Genomic DNA, 14,807 nt, shown 5'->3' with positions numbered 1-14,807 from the left:
ATGTTTGCTGCTGTCTCTCCGTATTACGGGGTATCTTTTTTTGAATTTTTTATTGTCTTTTTTTCTCGTCTATTTTCTGGGAAATTATTCAACGGACATTTGTATATCGATGATATTCAGGTAATTGTGTTTTTATCAATAGCAGTGTCTTGTTCTGTAATAGGCACTTTTTTGGTTTTAAAAAAGATGGCGATGTATGCAAATGTTGTTTCTCACACTATATTGTTTGGTTTGGTATGTGCCTGTTTGTTTACTGACCAGCTCACACACCTGTCTATGCGAACTTTGACTATCGCGGCCGTTTCAACAACTTTATTTACTGGTGCGTCCATTCATTTTATTCGCAACGTATTCAAAGTGGCAGAAGAAGCTAGTACTGCTTTGGTTTTTTCTTTATTATTTTCGGCAAGCTTGTTGCTTCTTGTTTTTTTGACTCGGAATGCTCACGTGGGGACTGAGCTCGTTATTGGTAATGCGGATGCTTTAGCTAAATCGGATATTTTCCCTGTATTTCTAGTTTTATTGATTAATCTGGGAGTCTCTTATTTTTTCTTTTCTAATTTTGTTTGCGTGTCTTTTGATACTATTTTTGCCTTTTCCTTAGGGATACCAGTACGATTAGTGGATTATCTGATCATGTTTTTACTTTCTGTATCCGTTGTTGGGGCGTTTAAAGCTGTTGGTGTGTTAATGTCTTTAGCTTTTCTTCTGATTCCAGGACTGATTGCTAAGCTCGTAGCCTCTTCTATTCGAGAAATGATCATCTACTCCATGATTTTTGGAATCCTTTCGGCTTTGGTTGCTCCAGCTCTTTCTAGATCCATTCTTTCTGTTTATGGGATTGGGTTATCTACGTCAGGATTAGCTGTGGGGCTATTGCTTGCTTTCTATTTAGTAGTTCTTATAGTCGTTTCTGCTAAAAGATACATTTCACTTCGTCGAAATACATAGGGGTTGATTTGAAGCGATTAGCATTGATTGGTTCGACAGGGAGTATTGGGAAACAGGTTTTGCAAGTAGTTAGAGCAATTCCAGATACTTTTATCGTGGAAACGCTTGCGGCATATGGAAGAAATCAAGAGAAGTTAGTTGCTCAGATTAAAGAATTTATGCCGAGAATAGTAGCTGTCCGTGAAGAGGTAACTTATAAAAAACTTCGTAAATTATTCCCTCATATTGAAATTCTTTTAGGAGAAGAGGGGTTAGTTGCAGTTGCATCTGAGTCTTCTTTGGACATGATTATCGTTGCTTCTTCTGGTATAGATGCTTTGCCAGCGGTAATTGCGGCTATTCAAAAGAAAAAAACAATTGCTTTAGCGAATAAAGAGACTTTAGTAGCGGCAGGAGAATTAGTTACTACTCTTGCTAAAGAGAATCATGTACAAATTCTCCCCATTGATAGCGAGCATAATGCGCTTTTTCAATGTTTAGAAGGCAAGGATTCTTCTAGGATAAAAAAATTATTATTAACTGCCTCAGGAGGGCCGTTAAGGAATAAATCCAAAAAAGAGTTGCAAACAGTTACTTTACAAGAGGTGTTACAACATCCTGTTTGGGACATGGGGCCTAAGATTACAGTAGATTCTTCTACCTTGGTAAATAAGGGACTGGAGATTATAGAGGCTTTTTGGCTTTTTGGTTTAGAGTCTGTTGAGATTGATGCTGTAATACATCCACAAAGTCTAGTTCATGGAATGGTGGAGTTTTGTGATGGAACGATTATCTCTGTTATGAATCCTCCCAGTATGCTTTTCCCGATACAACACGTTTTAACTTTCCCTGATTGCTATCCATCTTTAAGATCCGGATTAGATTTTCGTGAAAGGCAAATTTTAGAATTTTTCCCCATAGATGAGGAAAGATTTCCTAGCATCCGTTTGGCGAAACAGGTTTTGTGTGAGAAAGGGTCTTCAGGTTGCTTTTTCAATGGGGCTAATGAAGGTTTAGTCCAAAGATTTTTAGCAGGGGAGATTGCCTGGCATCAAATTTTGCCCAAATTGCAAGTACTGATGGATAAGCATACAGTGCGACCATGTTTGTCTTTAGAAGAGGTGATTCAAATAGACTCTGAAGCAAGAGCTCTTGCTTGCGAGTGTTAAACCTGGTCTCTCAGTGAAGATGTTCTCTCTTGTTCGATTGTGGTGCGGAAAAAAACGATCGTGTAATATAGGGGCGGTTCTTTATTTTATGGAGCCTCTATAAATGGTATTAAAACTTCTTTGTAGAGGTGTATGTAGCAGCGATTTTAAGTGTAGTGTTAAGCTACCTAGAGTGCTGATGACCCGGGTATATAGATATGACAATAATATATTTTGTTCTTGCAGCTCTAGCCTTAGGCTTCCTCATTTTAATTCATGAGCTCGGCCATTTATTGGCTGCTAAAGCTGTGGGGATGACTGTAGAAAGTTTCAGCATTGGCTTTGGTCCTGCACTTGTGCGCAAGACAGTAAGAGGCATAGAGTATCGAATAGGAGTTATTCCTTTTGGGGGATATGTTCGTATCAAAGGGATGGATAAGAGCAACAAAGATAAGTCCATCGATAGGGAAAAGACTGTTTACGATATTCCTGGAGGATTTTTTAGTAAGTCTCCTTGGAAACGTATTTTTGTTTTAGCTGCAGGTCCTTTGGCTAATATACTCGCAGCTCTAGTTGCTTTTGGGATTCTGTATGTTTCTGGAGGAAGAACCAAATCTTTTTCTGAACACACAAGTATTGTTGGTTGGGTTCACCCTTCTTTGGAACGCCAGGGACTGCATCTAGGAGATCAGATTTTCTTTTGTAATGGGCAGCCCTATTCTGGAAGTAAAATGGCGTTTTCATCTTCTTTGCTTGATAGAAAGCTTTTATTACAGGGAGAGCATCCAGCCTATTTCTCTGAAACGGGAGCTTTTTCTTTAGAAGCTCCATTCAATCCCAGTTTGGAAGGAGTTCCTTGTCTGGGTGCTAGTTATTTGCTTTATCGTGGAAATGAGCCTCTACCGGAAAAATCTCCTTTGATAGATGCAGGTTTATCTGAAGGGGATCGTCTAGTATGGATGGACGGAGAGCTGGTGTTTTCTGGAGCACAGATTGCTCAAATGTTAAATGAGAAACAAGCATTTTTACGAGTTGAGCGTCAAGGAAAGATTATCTTTGTTCGTCACGTAAGAGTCTTAGCAGGGGATTTGCATCTAACTCCATACTATAAGAACGAACTCATCGATTGTCAGTACGAGGCGGGACTTAAAGGAAAATGGGCATCTTTACACATGCTCCCCTATATTATTAACAGCGATGGATTTGTTGAAAGTAAGATCGGTCTTTTAAACAAGAATTGGGGGGAAATAGATTACCATTTAGAGCTAGGAGACAGAATTATTGCTGTTGATGGGATTCCTGTTATAAGCAATGCGGATATTTTACGTCTTGTGCAAGATCATAGAGTTTCTTTGATCTTCCAGAGAATGTCTCCAAAACAGCTCACTATTTTAGATCAGAGAGCTGCAGATCAAGCGTTTATCAATTCTTATGATATGGATGACCTTTTAAGAATTGCAGAATCTGTGGGAGAAGAGAAAGAAGTTTCTCAATTAGGAGAGTATCGTTTAGTAACTAGAATACAGCCAAGACCTTGGGCACATATTTATTCTGAAGAGTTGTTGAATAAACAACGTTCTCTTGTTTCTAAGATTCGAGATGAACAAGAAAGACGTCACTATTTGGAAAGAATCGAAGCGGAAAAACAGCGTATCTCTTTGGGTATTCCCCTTAAGGATCTAGCTGTTCAATATAATCCAACTCCTTTAGCTTTAATAGAAGAGTCTATTTCAGACAGCTTAAGGACTGTAAGAGCTTTAGGAATGGGTCGGTTAAGTCCACAGTGGTTATCAGGGCCTGTAGGAATAGTCCGCGTCTTGCATACAGGATGGTCCATGGGAGTCCCTGAAGCTTTGGCTTGGATTGGTTTGATCAGCATGAATTTAGCAGTATTGAATTTGCTCCCTATTCCGGTTCTAGATGGGGGTTATATACTTCTATGTTTATGGGAGATTTGCTCCAGACGCCGATTGAATATGAGACTAATTGAGAAGGGGTTAATTCCTTTCATGATTCTGCTGATCTTATTTTTTGTTTTCTTGACTCTTCAAGATCTTTCTAGGGTTTTCATTGGATGATGTTTTGTTTTTTTTGGGGAACCCGTAAAGGCTATATGGATGGGCCCCCAAACAATGAATGATGTAGATATCCTTACTTTTCTCTTTATTTTCCGAAGATCTAGGAGATTGTTTCATACTAGCTTCTATTTCTTCTGGAACTTGTGTAAGAGTAGGGCTTTTGCTGCCATTTCTTAAAAACTCTTTCATCAAGAACAAAGAGGTCTTATTGGTAATGATATAGGTGTGATTCGCATCAATCACATAATTTTGATGAGGCGTATCAAGTCTTGTTTCTGTCACGCAGACTTTTCCATCATTAGCTTCTTCTAACTGAAATGGTAAAAATTTGCTTCTTCTATTTCCGCTTAAGATTAAGACATCAACAGAAGGAGGTATTTTGGCGACATTTAACATATTCTCCGGGCTGTAAGTAAGGAGTTGCATGCCCAGTTTTCCCCCAAAGACAAATTGTACTAGAGAGCTGCGACTGTAACGTCTTGCTAATGTAGATCCCGCATTAGGAGGGGCCATGAGAATAGCTTTCCCTTTTTTCGCTTCTTCTGGACAGTCTGGATGCGCCAATGCAACGCGAACAATAACACCTCCGACAGAGTGTGTAACAAAGTTAATAGGTATTCCAGGTTTTAGTTCTGCGATCTTATTGAGTAGTCGAATAAGATGTTCTGCATGCTTTTCTAACGTAAATTTCCGAGTTTCGTAGTTCCAAATAAAAACATCGTAATTTTCTTTTTCTAGAATCCTACCGATAGGTTTTAGCGAACTATAGGATCTTAGGAATGCATGAACACACACCACGGATTCTTTTTCTTCGCGGAAAGAGTTTACCCCAGAGACCCCAGATGTTAGTGTTTGAATAACAGAGGGATCTGCTAGTAGGGAGGTTCCCATTAATAGAAAGAGTATAGTTAATAAAAAATTCTTCATTTCGCAACACCGATTAATATTATTTTAATTAAGTTTGTTTTATTAAAAACAAGTGTTTGTTTTGTTAATTTCAATAAACAGTTTAAATATCTTTTTATTAATAAAATAAAACGAAAAGCTTTGTTTTAATTAACAAATGCAAAATCTATGATTGCGAAAAGAACATTATAGAAGGGTAGGAGCGACAAGTGATATTTGCGCTTCTGCAACATGAAAAATAAAAGATTTCGTATCCGAATGATGAGGACAAATAGTAGAAGTCGTAACTGTCTGTCCTAGAGAGCTTGAGAGCTCGAAGAGCTGATCTAAACGCTGTTGATCAAGACAAGCGTGAATATCATCCATACACAACAAAGGATGAATGAAAAATTCTTCCCGAAGATATATACATTCAGCAAATCGGAGAACAGCTAAAAGGGAATGTTTTTGTCCTTCACTAGAGAATTTAGCGACGGGAAGGTCATTCATTGTTATTACAAGTTCATCTCGATGTGGTCCTACCGTAGTGTAGCCAACTTCAAGATCTTTGGTATGAGCCACTCGCAATTGTTCATAGTACTGATTTGCTATGTCATTGAGGGAAGGAGATTCCGTTATGATGAGAGAGCTTTCGTAGCGAAGGGAGAGAGACTCTTTTAATGTATTATCCCAAAGATTTTGAAAAATTTTATTAAGTTTCTGAGTACATTCATGACGTAAGAAGGTAACCAGGCTTCCGTAGGCAATAAGCGGGGAATTCCATGCAGCAATGGTTTTAAGATCCTGTGTTTTAATAGAAGAATTGCGTTGATCCAAAGATTTGTGATATAGGGAAATATGCTCGGTATATTTATCTGAGGCTTGGGCTAGCAGAAGGTCAAGGAAACGGCGACGTTCTGCCGGAGGTCCTTCGATAATCGCACTATCTTTTACAGAGAAAAGAATAACAGGAAATAACCCTACTAACTCAGATAATTTAGTAATGGGAGCCCCGTCAAAAAGGATCTTCTTTCCTCGTTTATCTACCTGAATAGAGAGCGTATGGGAAACCTGTTTCTGAGAGAATACGGCTTCTATAAAAAAATGAGAAGCTCCGAAACGGATAGCATCAGTCAACCGATTAGTTCGAAAAGAACGTCCCAATGACAAAATATACAGAGCCTCAAGAAGATTCGTTTTTCCCTGAGCATTAAGGCCGAAAACCGAGTTCATTTCCGGCCCGAATTCTAAACGGAGCTCCGCATAATTTCTAAAATCTTTAAGAAATAGAGAAAAAACTCTCATTAATCGTCGTGTAATCTCATAGGCATAATCACAAATAGGCTGCGAGTAGAGTCCGTAATAATTCCAGGATTATAGGAGTCTGAAATTCCTAATTGGACAAGTTCATCGCGACTATGTTTCAGTATGTCTAGGAAGAAGAAAGGATTGAAAGCGATTTCTAGTGTTTCACCTGTATAATTTACGGCCATGCTTACTTTTCCTTCTCCTACTTTGGTACAGTTGGCTGTAAGAGTGAGTTCTCCTGGAGAGAAGCTAAATTTTACAGAATGGGAAGACTCATTTGTGAAGAGAGCGACTTGTTTGAGAAGAGAAATAAGCTCTTCTCGGTGAAGGGCTAGTCGAACATTACTCTGAGTAGCAATTACTGGGGAAAAGTCTGGGAATTCTCCGGAGAGGAGCTTTGTGACTAAAAGTGTATTACCACATTCTACAGCAATCTTTGTTTGATCTAAGAAGATAGTTGCTTGAGTGTCTTCCGAAGACATACGAATGATTTCTTCAACAGCTTTGATAGGGATGATATAATCACCTGAAAAGCTAGGATCCAGAGAAATTTCTGTATCGATTTTCGCTAACCGCTTTCCATCGGTTCCAACAACCGTCATCGTTCCGTTAGAAATGGAAAGTAACACTCCAGTAAGTACATACCGACTTTCTTCTCGAGAGACAGCGAAAGACGTTCTTTGGAACATATCCTTAAGTTGCTCAGAATCCAGCGTAAATCGGAGAGAGTTTTGTATATCAGGAAGCATAGGAAAATCTTCTTTCCCCATGCTTAAGAGACGGAAGCATGAAGATCCCGAAGTAATAGTTGCCATTTCCCCGGAGTTTGCAGCTACCTCTATATTTGCTTCTGTTAGTTCGCGGATGAGCTGAAAGAAGCGTCGAGAGGGGATCGTTACGGATCCTGATTCATAGATTTTTGCTTTAACAACACAACGTGTACTGACAGTCAGATCTGTAGCTGTGAATACTAATTCATCGTTACAGCTTTCTATGAGTACGTGGGTTAATACCGGAATGGGCGTGCTTTGCGGAACGACATTCTGAACTTTTTTGATCAGATTTCCTAATTCATTGCGAGAGATAACAAATTTCATTACTTTCCTGTAATCATGCAAGTCTTCTTGGAATGAACAACCGAGCTTCATAGCGCGGAGGCATAAGTCGTCTCTTGGGACCAGCTTTAGTAAAAAATATCTTGACAAAAGACGGCTGCGGCAAAGGCTCCTTGAGGCGGAAACCACATGGTACTTGCTGATTGGGATTATTATCAACGACAAAGGACGAATCTATTTTGTATGTAAGGAGAAGTAACGGTGCTTTTAAGAAGAAACTGTTTTTGCTATACTCTCCTTAGTTTTTAAGAGGTAAAAACATGAGCGCTAAGGAAATTGTTTCGAATCGCAAAGCTTTTCATAATTATGAGATACTCGAGACATTTGATGCTGGAATAGTGTTAACAGGAACAGAGATTAAATCTTTGCGAGATCATGGGGGGAATTTAAGTGACGCTTATGTGACTATCTCTAAAGGAGAAGCATGGTTGCTGCAATCAAGTATTGCACCTTATCGATTTGGGAATATCAATAATCACGAAGAGCATCGCAAGCGTAAACTTCTTTTACATAAGTATGAGATTCAAAAATTGGATTCACGTATTTCTCAAAAAGGATTAACGGTAGTTCCATTGAGTTTTTTCTTCTCCAAGGGATATGTTAAGGTACGTGTCGGATGTTGCCGTGGGAAGAAAGCACATGACAAGCGCCAGTCCATTATTGAAAGAGAAAAAAATCGTGAGTTAGCAGCTGCTATGAAGCGCTCTTATCGGTAATATAGATACAAAGATTTTTCTTTCTTGCCCAATCTAAGGCGTCTTGTTTGGAAGAAAAAGTGGTGAGTGCGGTAGCCATTGCATCTGCAAAGGCACAGTTTTCGTGAATTACGGATGCTGCTAAGATTGGATAATTACTATCCTCCAAGGGGATCCCTGTCAAAGGATCTAGGATATGCGTATAGGTTTTTTTGTTGACAAACCATCTTTGGTATTGACTGCCACTCGTTGCGATAGCCTGATTATCAAGGTAAAGGATATCTGGGGTCGCTGAAGAGGCAATTGTCCAAGATCTTCCAGAAGGATGTTTTCCTGCTATTTTAATTTCCCCGCCCCACTCCACATAGTAATTGTGGCAGAATTGAGAACATACAGTCCCCAATAGGTCTACTGCTAATCCTTTTACGGTCCCACAGAGATCTAATTGCACGAAAGGAGATAGTTTTCTTATTGTTTGTTGTGTTCTATCTAAAGAGAGCAGATGCCAGCCTGTATGTTGTCTATAGGATTGTAGTACCTCTTGAGAAGGGATAGTTTGTGATTTCAGATGAAGCATCCACAAAGTTTTTAACGCTCCTAAAGTCGGATCGAACCGACCATCTGAGAAAGCATGAAAACGATCTATTTCGCATAAAAAAGAGAAGAGCTCTGCAGATAAAGGAATAGGAGATAGTGTTTCAGCGCGATTGATACAGGAGATTTCAGAAGAAGGATTCCAATTATTAAACGTGTTATCAATAAGGCAAAAAACTCTATCGATTTCTTCTTCGATTTGTTTTAGTTGAGAAAAGGAAAAAGATTCTCCTAGTATAATACGATAAGGAATAGTCATGCGTATTCCTTCAAAGGTTGTTTTTGAGGGAGAGGAGCATGATTGAAAAAAGAGAGCTACAACAATCAAGATGTATGACGTGAAAAACTTTCCCATGTATTTCTCATTAGCATGGCCACGGTCATTGGGCCAACTCCGCCCGGGACAGGAGTAATAGCCTGGCAGGCAGGTACAACATTATTAAAATCCACATCTCCTGCAAGTGAGTATCCTTTTGGAGTAGCTGCAGGCACTCGCGATGTTCCCACATCCACGATAATAGCTTTTTCTGAAATCATTTCTTTTGTAACAAAAAGAGGAACTCCAATTGCGGAAACAAGAATATCAGCAGTTCTAGTAATTTCTGCAAGATGTTCAGATTGACTATGTAGCACAGTTACACTGGCATTAGTGTCTGCGTATTTTTGCATGAGTAGGGCAGCTAAAGGTTTTCCTACAATATTGCTTCTTCCCAAAACAACAACATGTTTCCCATAGAGAGGGATAGCATAATATTTGAGAAGCTCTACTATACCAGCGGGGGTGCAGGGGATGAATCCTCCAGTTTCTCCAAGAAGAAGCTTACCCATATTCACGGGATGAAGTCCATCAACGTCTTTATCTGGAGCAATAGAAGAGAGAATTGCTTGAGTATCTAGATGCGCAGGTAGTGGGAGTTGAACAAGTATTCCATGAATGCTTTCATCAGAATTTAACTGTTGAATAAGAGCTAAAATGTCTGAAAGAGTAGCGTCTGAAGGTTTCCGATAAGATCTGGATAGCATTCCTAGGTCCGTAGCGCGTTTCACCTTCATATTCACATAAATTTCTGAAGCTGGATTATTCCCTATCAAAACAACAGCGAGACCTGGGGCACTTGAGTGGGAGCGAATATTTTCTTTGATTGTGGCTAGAATGCGGTCAGCTGCCGGAGCACCTTTCAATAACATGTACAAGTACTTAGTTGAATAGTTTCATTATCAGATTGTCTTTGGGAGAGAATAGAATCTCTCGCCCAGTGTACAAAAGCTGATGAATTTTTCAAACTAGAAGACAGAGGGGCATTAGATTTGAGGAGTATAAGGTTTTCTATAGACTAAGAGACCTAGAAGAGCTCCATAGGGAAGATCTACTAAAATTACATGTTGTAAGTCTGCAAGAAGGGCTCCGCCATATAAACAAAGAGGGCGGTTGAAGAATGCAAGGACCGGATAAGACAATCCATAAAAGGTCAAAGCAAAACAAGCATTGATTAGAGGGAGAGAGAGCCAGCGCTCTTTGATAAAAAATTTTTGGGTTTTGTAGAGAACAAGGGAGGTACTCACATAAAGAAAGGCTTGAATACCCATAAAACAGGTCGAGCCCATATCGCAAAGGAGCCCAGACAGCAAAGCCCAAAGAAGAACCCGTTCTTTAGGATGAGAATAGAACGTAGTAACGACTAGAGGAGAGAAATACACGGGACGCCATTTTGGGAAATAGCGAGAAAAAAAGAGAAAACTGATTAAGGAAGCCGAGAGCAGAACAATTAGCGAAAGATTACTCAAGAATCTTTTAGAGATAGTTAGGGAAGAAATTTTGTGCCGGGGAATAGGAGGCCTCTAGGGTTAGAAAACACGATCAGACTATAAAAGATAAAGTGATTTACAGCAACTAGGGGGGAGTAATAAAAATTGCATTTTTTTTGTTAATAAATTTTTAACTTTAAAAATTTGTTTTTAAAAATTGTTTTGTTTTATTATTAAAATATACTTTTTAAAAAAATATGCTGGTTTCCGCTCATGAAAAAAAGAAACTGTCGCAAGTTAGCACAAGTGATTGATCGTGAGACGGGACAGTATTTCCCTTTTTCTACTGAGAGTGAAACCAAAAAAGGGAGAAAACACCACTACAGTACGGCCTCGAAATATGCATTGCGAGAACGAGCTGAGGAATTCGATAAGTTGGTGCATTCTCTCTTAGATAAACAGACGTCCAAGAATTCTGATCAGATTTTGATTTTTACTTACCAAAATGGTTTTGTAGAAACGGATTTACATAACTTTGGTAGATATTCAGTGAAATGTAGTTAGGGGACAAACGGATTTTAATAAAAAAACTAAACACGTAGGATTAACCTACAATGGAAAGATGGGGAGCCTGGGTGTAATGTATAGGCCCCAAAGACCGTTTAGTAATAAAGACTTCCAAAATCTTTATTACTGAGCGGTTAGGCTGAGGCCTGCTTGGGGTTACAGAGATGCACTTTATTGCATCTACCCGCTTTTTTTTCTGTCTGACCTATTTTTGGTTTTTTTTCGCAAGGTACAAAGACCTTGCGTTTTTTTTTGTCTAAAAATTTTCTTTCAAAAAGATTTTGATCTACATGGATTTGTTTTGTTTTATTATTAACTGTTTCATTTTAAAATTATTATTATCTTCACAGGTTTTTTGTTTTTTTAGGAAAAAGCATGTCTGTTTCTGGAAGTGGTAATGTATCTCCTGCAACACCTGATTTCGACCCCTCTATCTTGATGGGTAAGCAGGCTGCATCGGCAAATGCTGCTAAAGAATCATCAGGAGCTGCTCGACCTAGCGAGACATCGTCTGCGGAACAACAAGCTATCATAAGCTCAGGAGTAGAACTGGACTATGTCTCAGATTTACAGCAGAGCGAGGGTAAGTATAAAAAAACTCTCGATAAGACTTCGCAATCTCCCAAAGCAAAATTAAAAGGAAATTTTTCTAAAGTTCGTGCAGGTACTCAAGGGTTTTTGACAGGATTTGGGACTCGAGCTTCTCGTATCTCTGCACGTAAGGCCGAAGCAAATGGCGAAGGGATGTCTATGATCCCTAGTCAGATGGAGTATGTAAAAAAGAAAGGAAATCGCGTTTCTCCTGAAATGCAAAATTTTTATCTCGGAGCAAGTGGATTTGGTGTCCAATCATCAGACATTTCTCCAACAACTGAGAGTAGTTTAGGGGCTACTTCTCTATCTGCTTCTCCATCGTTAACATCTTTGCATGATCCTGTGTCTGTAGAGCATTTATCCGCAGGAGAAGTGACAGCTTTAGCCTCTTTTAATCCTACTATCCGTGCTGCTTCTCTAAATGAGCATACAATCAAAACATGGACGGAATCACGGTTAGGAGGAGAGATGGTCTCTTCTCTTTTAGATCCTAATGTTGAGACTTCATCTCTTTTACGTAGAGCTCCTACTGTCAATAATGAAGGTATGATTGATGTATCAGATATGGGTAATCAGTCGGCAAGTGTATCTATGGAAGGACTCGTTAATTCCGTTGTTGATGAGCCCTCCTCTGCAGAAGGAGAGAAGAAAAAAGAAGAGCTCTCTTTGGAAGAGATGGCCGCTATGGCAAAGATGATGGCTGCGTTATTGAGCTCTGGTCAGGAGATGACATTTTTCGTAGCATCTTCAACACCAGGGACGGGATCTACACAGTTTCCTGCACCTAAATTTTCAGGAATTATCCCCCATAACTTTTCTAAAAAAGAAAGGGTGGAAGATATTTGGGGGCAAGATGTTTCTTCGAAAAGTATATCTTTTGATACGCGCGAAGAGAGATCTGTGATTCCCTTACCAACAACAGGTTTGCATGAAGAAGCTTCTTACAGATTCCCAATGGGAGAGTCTCCATGGGACGTTAATGAAATTCCTTTTGCCGTTCAACAAAGTGCCGTATTTCCAGCAGAAAATACTAATGTCAGTCAGGATTGGGTTCCAAAAGAAAGTGCTGAAAAATTCAATGTTTCTGCTGAAAAGTCAGGAAATGATGTCATAAGTTCAGCTTATCAGTTCCCCTCTCATTTGGGAATGGCTGCGCTCGCTCCCACTCCTCTTTCTGTGAATGATTATAAGAAAGAAGTGGATCACCGAAAAGGTCCTGGAGGACCTCCAGATCCTCTCATTTATCAGTACCGTAATGTTGCTGTTGATCCTGCGATTATTTTTCAGACGCCTTCACCATTCAGTGTTTCTTCACGTTTTTCTGTGCAAGGGAAACCTGGGGTGTTTGCTGTTTATGACGATAACGAGCAAGAATCTTCAGGGGATCATGATGGTGGTTCAGAGGAGCAGGACCAGAATCAAGATAAGACTAGAGAAACTGAGGACGCGGGAGGTGATTCTTGAGAATTATCCCTTTTGATCCTTATGGGTTGATGGCTTTTCAAGCCATAGCGAAAGATCCTCATGAACGTCATTCTGGTAGTATATCAGAAAAGATTGCTGAAGAGATCTCTCGTAATGAGGCGTTGCGCATGGCTTTATTAGTCATTGCTGATCAAGAAGATAAAGAAAAAAAACAAGGCCATAAATTTAAAATTCTAACTAAAAAACAAACTAAGGTACTGCTTAGTCAGCTGCGCCATTTTCGATTCAATTTCCATAAGCTTCAACAGGGAACAGGTATTGTTGAGTGTTCTTGGGATGATGAGACAGAACGCTTCAAATCGTTAGGTTCCCGTATTACTAGAAAATCTAAAAAAGCTATTCGGATTGGAACTGCTGCAGCACAAGCGATTGCTCATGCTGCAGAAGCATGGGTGATTGCTCGTAATGAAAGAGTTTTGGAGATGACTTTGTCATTATTCCACAACAAAGAGGACGAGTAATCTTTTGCAAAAATTAAGCAGCTTGCTTCCCCTCGTTTGGAGGAAAAGGAATAATTAAAGGGTCGTTTTCTTTTTCTTGATCTGGGGAGTAATATAAAGCACATTCCTTCACTAATCCTTCCCAGATTGCTTGCATTTTCTGCTGCTGTTTTTCCGTAAGGTTATCAATAATGATCATGTCTTCCGTGTTCAGAAGAAAACCATTTTCAGACCAGTTTACAGATCCTGTAATTAGAGTGGTTTTATCGAATATTCCAAATTTATGATGTAGTTGGTATGGAGTCACCTTTTCGTAAATGGAAAGGCTAGGATGTTCTAGTTGCTTAATCTGTTGTACAGTAAAGGATTTGAATCCTTTGTCGACTAAAATCATGACATCAACTCCACGGTTTTGAGCCGCATTCAGTTCGACAATAATCTGGGGAAGAGTGAGAGCAAACATACCCACTTGGATAGATTCCTTAGCAGAACGAATGTGATGGAGTACTCTGTCTAAAGCTAAAGAGTTGCCCTCATTGATCGAAAAATATTCGATGTGTTGTTGATCGATTGAGCAACGGCCAGAAGTTTGTGTTTTGATGAAATGACAAAGCTCTGGGCTTTTTAAACCAATGATTAGGTTAGCGCTTTTCTCTAAAGAGGCTAATGTGAAATTTGCTGATCCTAGCCAAGCTGTTTCCTCATCGATAGATAAGGTTTTTTGATGCATAAGCTTTCTTCCCACGGGGGGATGTTCTACCAATGTAAGATAGGGGGATTCTGAGAAATCCGCATTTTTGGAGATGCGTTGGTAATGAATGCATATAGGGATCTGAGCGGACACTTGTTTTTTCAAACTTGCTGTGATGGCAGGAGCGGAAAGATCATAAATGCTAAGAAAAATATTTTTTTTTGCAGAATCAATAGCGTCACAGAGAACTTGGGTAACATTATCGCCACACTGTTTTGCAAAGATAACAGGTTCATTGGATTCAATAAAAGTTTGAAAGGTATCGGCAGATTGAGTCGGTGCTGGGGCTTTTAATAGGCATCCTCCGATAAAAAGGGAGGCCAGGCTGAATGTGATTTTAGAGATAAGGTGTTTTGTTTTTTTCATTTGATTATGTTTAACTCTTTGACACCTCGATTAGGTGCTGTGTTTATCCTACTCATGTATAGTTGCTATTAACATGATTTTTTTTGGTTATTTATTGTTTTAATT

The 14,807-nt window shown here is 39.3% G+C and carries 14 protein-coding genes; 7 read left to right on the top strand and 7 right to left on the bottom strand.

The annotated features are described in order from the left end of the window. The 3 genes from IJ490_RS01155 (at window position 1) to IJ490_RS01145 (ending at window position 4,156) form a co-directional block, all read left to right on the top strand. Window positions 1–951 (top strand): metal ABC transporter permease, encoded by a 951-nt coding sequence (locus IJ490_RS01155; protein WP_291892041.1) that lies wholly within the window; start codon window positions 1–3, stop codon window positions 949–951. 8 nt (window positions 952–959) lie between these two features. Then, a complete protein-coding gene (gene dxr / locus IJ490_RS01150) occupies window positions 960–2,099 on the top strand; it encodes a 1-deoxy-D-xylulose-5-phosphate reductoisomerase (RefSeq protein WP_291892036.1) in 1,140 nt (379 codons plus the stop codon). A gap of 197 nt (window positions 2,100–2,296) precedes the next feature. Then, window positions 2,297–4,156 (top strand): site-2 protease family protein, encoded by a 1,860-nt coding sequence (locus IJ490_RS01145; RefSeq protein WP_291892033.1) that lies wholly within the window; start codon window positions 2,297–2,299, stop codon window positions 4,154–4,156. On the opposite strand, the gene IJ490_RS01140 is transcribed toward IJ490_RS01145, so the two are convergent. The 3 genes from IJ490_RS01140 to dnaN form a co-directional block, all read right to left on the bottom strand. Then, window positions 4,103–5,083, bottom strand: a complete 981-nt coding sequence (locus IJ490_RS01140; protein WP_291892030.1) for an alpha/beta hydrolase — start codon at window positions 5,081–5,083, stop codon at window positions 4,103–4,105. The genes IJ490_RS01145 and IJ490_RS01140 overlap by 54 nt on opposite strands. A gap of 165 nt (window positions 5,084–5,248) precedes the next feature. After that, entirely contained in the window at window positions 5,249–6,346 is a 1,098-nt protein-coding gene (gene recF / locus IJ490_RS01135) for a DNA replication/repair protein RecF (protein WP_291892027.1), read from the bottom strand. After that, window positions 6,346–7,446 carry a DNA polymerase III subunit beta gene (gene dnaN / locus IJ490_RS01130; RefSeq protein WP_291892025.1) on the bottom strand — a complete coding sequence of 367 codons (1,101 nt, stop codon included), beginning with the start codon at window positions 7,444–7,446 and terminating at the stop codon, window positions 6,346–6,348. Before dnaN ends, recF begins: the two co-directional genes overlap by 1 nt. A 278-nt stretch (window positions 7,447–7,724) precedes the next feature. Here dnaN and smpB point away from each other — a divergent pair, with 278 nt between their 5' ends. Beyond that, window positions 7,725–8,180: an SsrA-binding protein SmpB gene (smpB, locus tag IJ490_RS01125; RefSeq protein WP_291892022.1), complete on the top strand. Its 456-nt coding sequence runs from the start codon at window positions 7,725–7,727 to the stop codon at window positions 8,178–8,180. Here smpB and IJ490_RS01120 read toward each other — a convergent pair. From IJ490_RS01120 to mreD, 3 genes are all read right to left on the bottom strand, one after another. Continuing rightward, window positions 8,158–9,108, bottom strand: a complete 951-nt coding sequence (locus tag IJ490_RS01120) for an FAD:protein FMN transferase (protein ID WP_291892020.1) — start codon at window positions 9,106–9,108, stop codon at window positions 8,158–8,160. The two genes, smpB and IJ490_RS01120, sit on opposite strands and share 23 nt — an antisense overlap. Continuing rightward, window positions 9,078–9,941 (bottom strand): bifunctional methylenetetrahydrofolate dehydrogenase/methenyltetrahydrofolate cyclohydrolase FolD, encoded by an 864-nt coding sequence (folD, locus tag IJ490_RS01115; protein ID WP_291892018.1) that lies wholly within the window; start codon window positions 9,939–9,941, stop codon window positions 9,078–9,080. Before folD ends, IJ490_RS01120 begins: the two co-directional genes overlap by 31 nt. Window positions 9,942–10,055: 114 nt before the next feature. Beyond that, window positions 10,056–10,520: a rod shape-determining protein MreD gene (gene mreD, locus IJ490_RS01110; protein WP_291893075.1), complete on the bottom strand. Its 465-nt coding sequence runs from the start codon at window positions 10,518–10,520 to the stop codon at window positions 10,056–10,058. A gap of 252 nt (window positions 10,521–10,772) precedes the next feature. Between mreD and ltuB the strand changes: the two genes are divergently transcribed. From ltuB to IJ490_RS01095, 3 genes are all read left to right on the top strand, one after another. Beyond that, on the top strand, window positions 10,773–11,063 hold the full coding sequence (gene ltuB, locus IJ490_RS01105) for a late transcription unit protein LtuB (protein ID WP_291892016.1): 291 nt from the start codon (window positions 10,773–10,775) through the stop codon (window positions 11,061–11,063). Window positions 11,064–11,441: 378 nt separating this feature from the next. Continuing rightward, window positions 11,442–13,124 (top strand): hypothetical protein, encoded by a 1,683-nt coding sequence (locus IJ490_RS01100; protein ID WP_291892014.1) that lies wholly within the window; start codon window positions 11,442–11,444, stop codon window positions 13,122–13,124. Further along, window positions 13,121–13,606, top strand: a complete 486-nt coding sequence (locus tag IJ490_RS01095) for a hypothetical protein (RefSeq protein WP_291892011.1) — start codon at window positions 13,121–13,123, stop codon at window positions 13,604–13,606. The genes IJ490_RS01100 and IJ490_RS01095 overlap by 4 nt, the downstream gene beginning before the upstream one ends. A 13-nt stretch (window positions 13,607–13,619) precedes the next feature. On the opposite strand, the gene IJ490_RS01090 is transcribed toward IJ490_RS01095, so the two are convergent. Beyond that, window positions 13,620–14,702 carry a phosphatidylserine/phosphatidylglycerophosphate/cardiolipin synthase family protein gene (locus IJ490_RS01090; RefSeq protein ID WP_291892009.1) on the bottom strand — a complete coding sequence of 361 codons (1,083 nt, stop codon included), beginning with the start codon at window positions 14,700–14,702 and terminating at the stop codon, window positions 13,620–13,622. Between the last annotated feature and the right edge of the window lie 105 nt (window positions 14,703–14,807).

It is taken from the genome of Chlamydia sp., assembly GCF_017472245.1.
In the GTDB taxonomy this organism is placed as follows: domain Bacteria; phylum Chlamydiota; class Chlamydiia; order Chlamydiales; family Chlamydiaceae; genus Chlamydia.
The sequence above is the reverse complement of the archived record's forward strand: the minus strand, read 5'-3'. Positions and strand labels throughout refer to the sequence as shown.

Excerpts from the sequence above, each read along its gene's own strand:
- IJ490_RS01155 (WP_291892041.1), top strand. The coding sequence starts at position 1 with ATGTTTGCTGCTGTCTCTCCGTATTACGGGGTATCTTTTTTTGAATTT.
- IJ490_RS01145 (WP_291892033.1), top strand. The coding sequence starts at position 2,297 with ATGACAATAATATATTTTGTTCTTGCAGCTCTAGCCTTAGGCTTCCTC.
- IJ490_RS01140 (WP_291892030.1), bottom strand. The coding sequence starts at position 5,083 with ATGAAGAATTTTTTATTAACTATACTCTTTCTATTAATGGGAACCTCC.
- recF (WP_291892027.1), bottom strand. The coding sequence starts at position 6,346 with ATGAGAGTTTTTTCTCTATTTCTTAAAGATTTTAGAAATTATGCGGAG.
- dnaN (WP_291892025.1), bottom strand. The coding sequence starts at position 7,446 with ATGAAATTTGTTATCTCTCGCAATGAATTAGGAAATCTGATCAAAAAA.
- smpB (WP_291892022.1), top strand. The coding sequence starts at position 7,725 with ATGAGCGCTAAGGAAATTGTTTCGAATCGCAAAGCTTTTCATAATTAT.
- IJ490_RS01120 (WP_291892020.1), bottom strand. The coding sequence starts at position 9,108 with ATGGGAAAGTTTTTCACGTCATACATCTTGATTGTTGTAGCTCTCTTT.
- folD (WP_291892018.1), bottom strand. The coding sequence starts at position 9,941 with ATGTTATTGAAAGGTGCTCCGGCAGCTGACCGCATTCTAGCCACAATC.
- ltuB (WP_291892016.1), top strand. The coding sequence starts at position 10,773 with ATGAAAAAAAGAAACTGTCGCAAGTTAGCACAAGTGATTGATCGTGAG.
- IJ490_RS01100 (WP_291892014.1), top strand. The coding sequence starts at position 11,442 with ATGTCTGTTTCTGGAAGTGGTAATGTATCTCCTGCAACACCTGATTTC.
- IJ490_RS01090 (WP_291892009.1), bottom strand. The coding sequence starts at position 14,702 with ATGAAAAAAACAAAACACCTTATCTCTAAAATCACATTCAGCCTGGCC.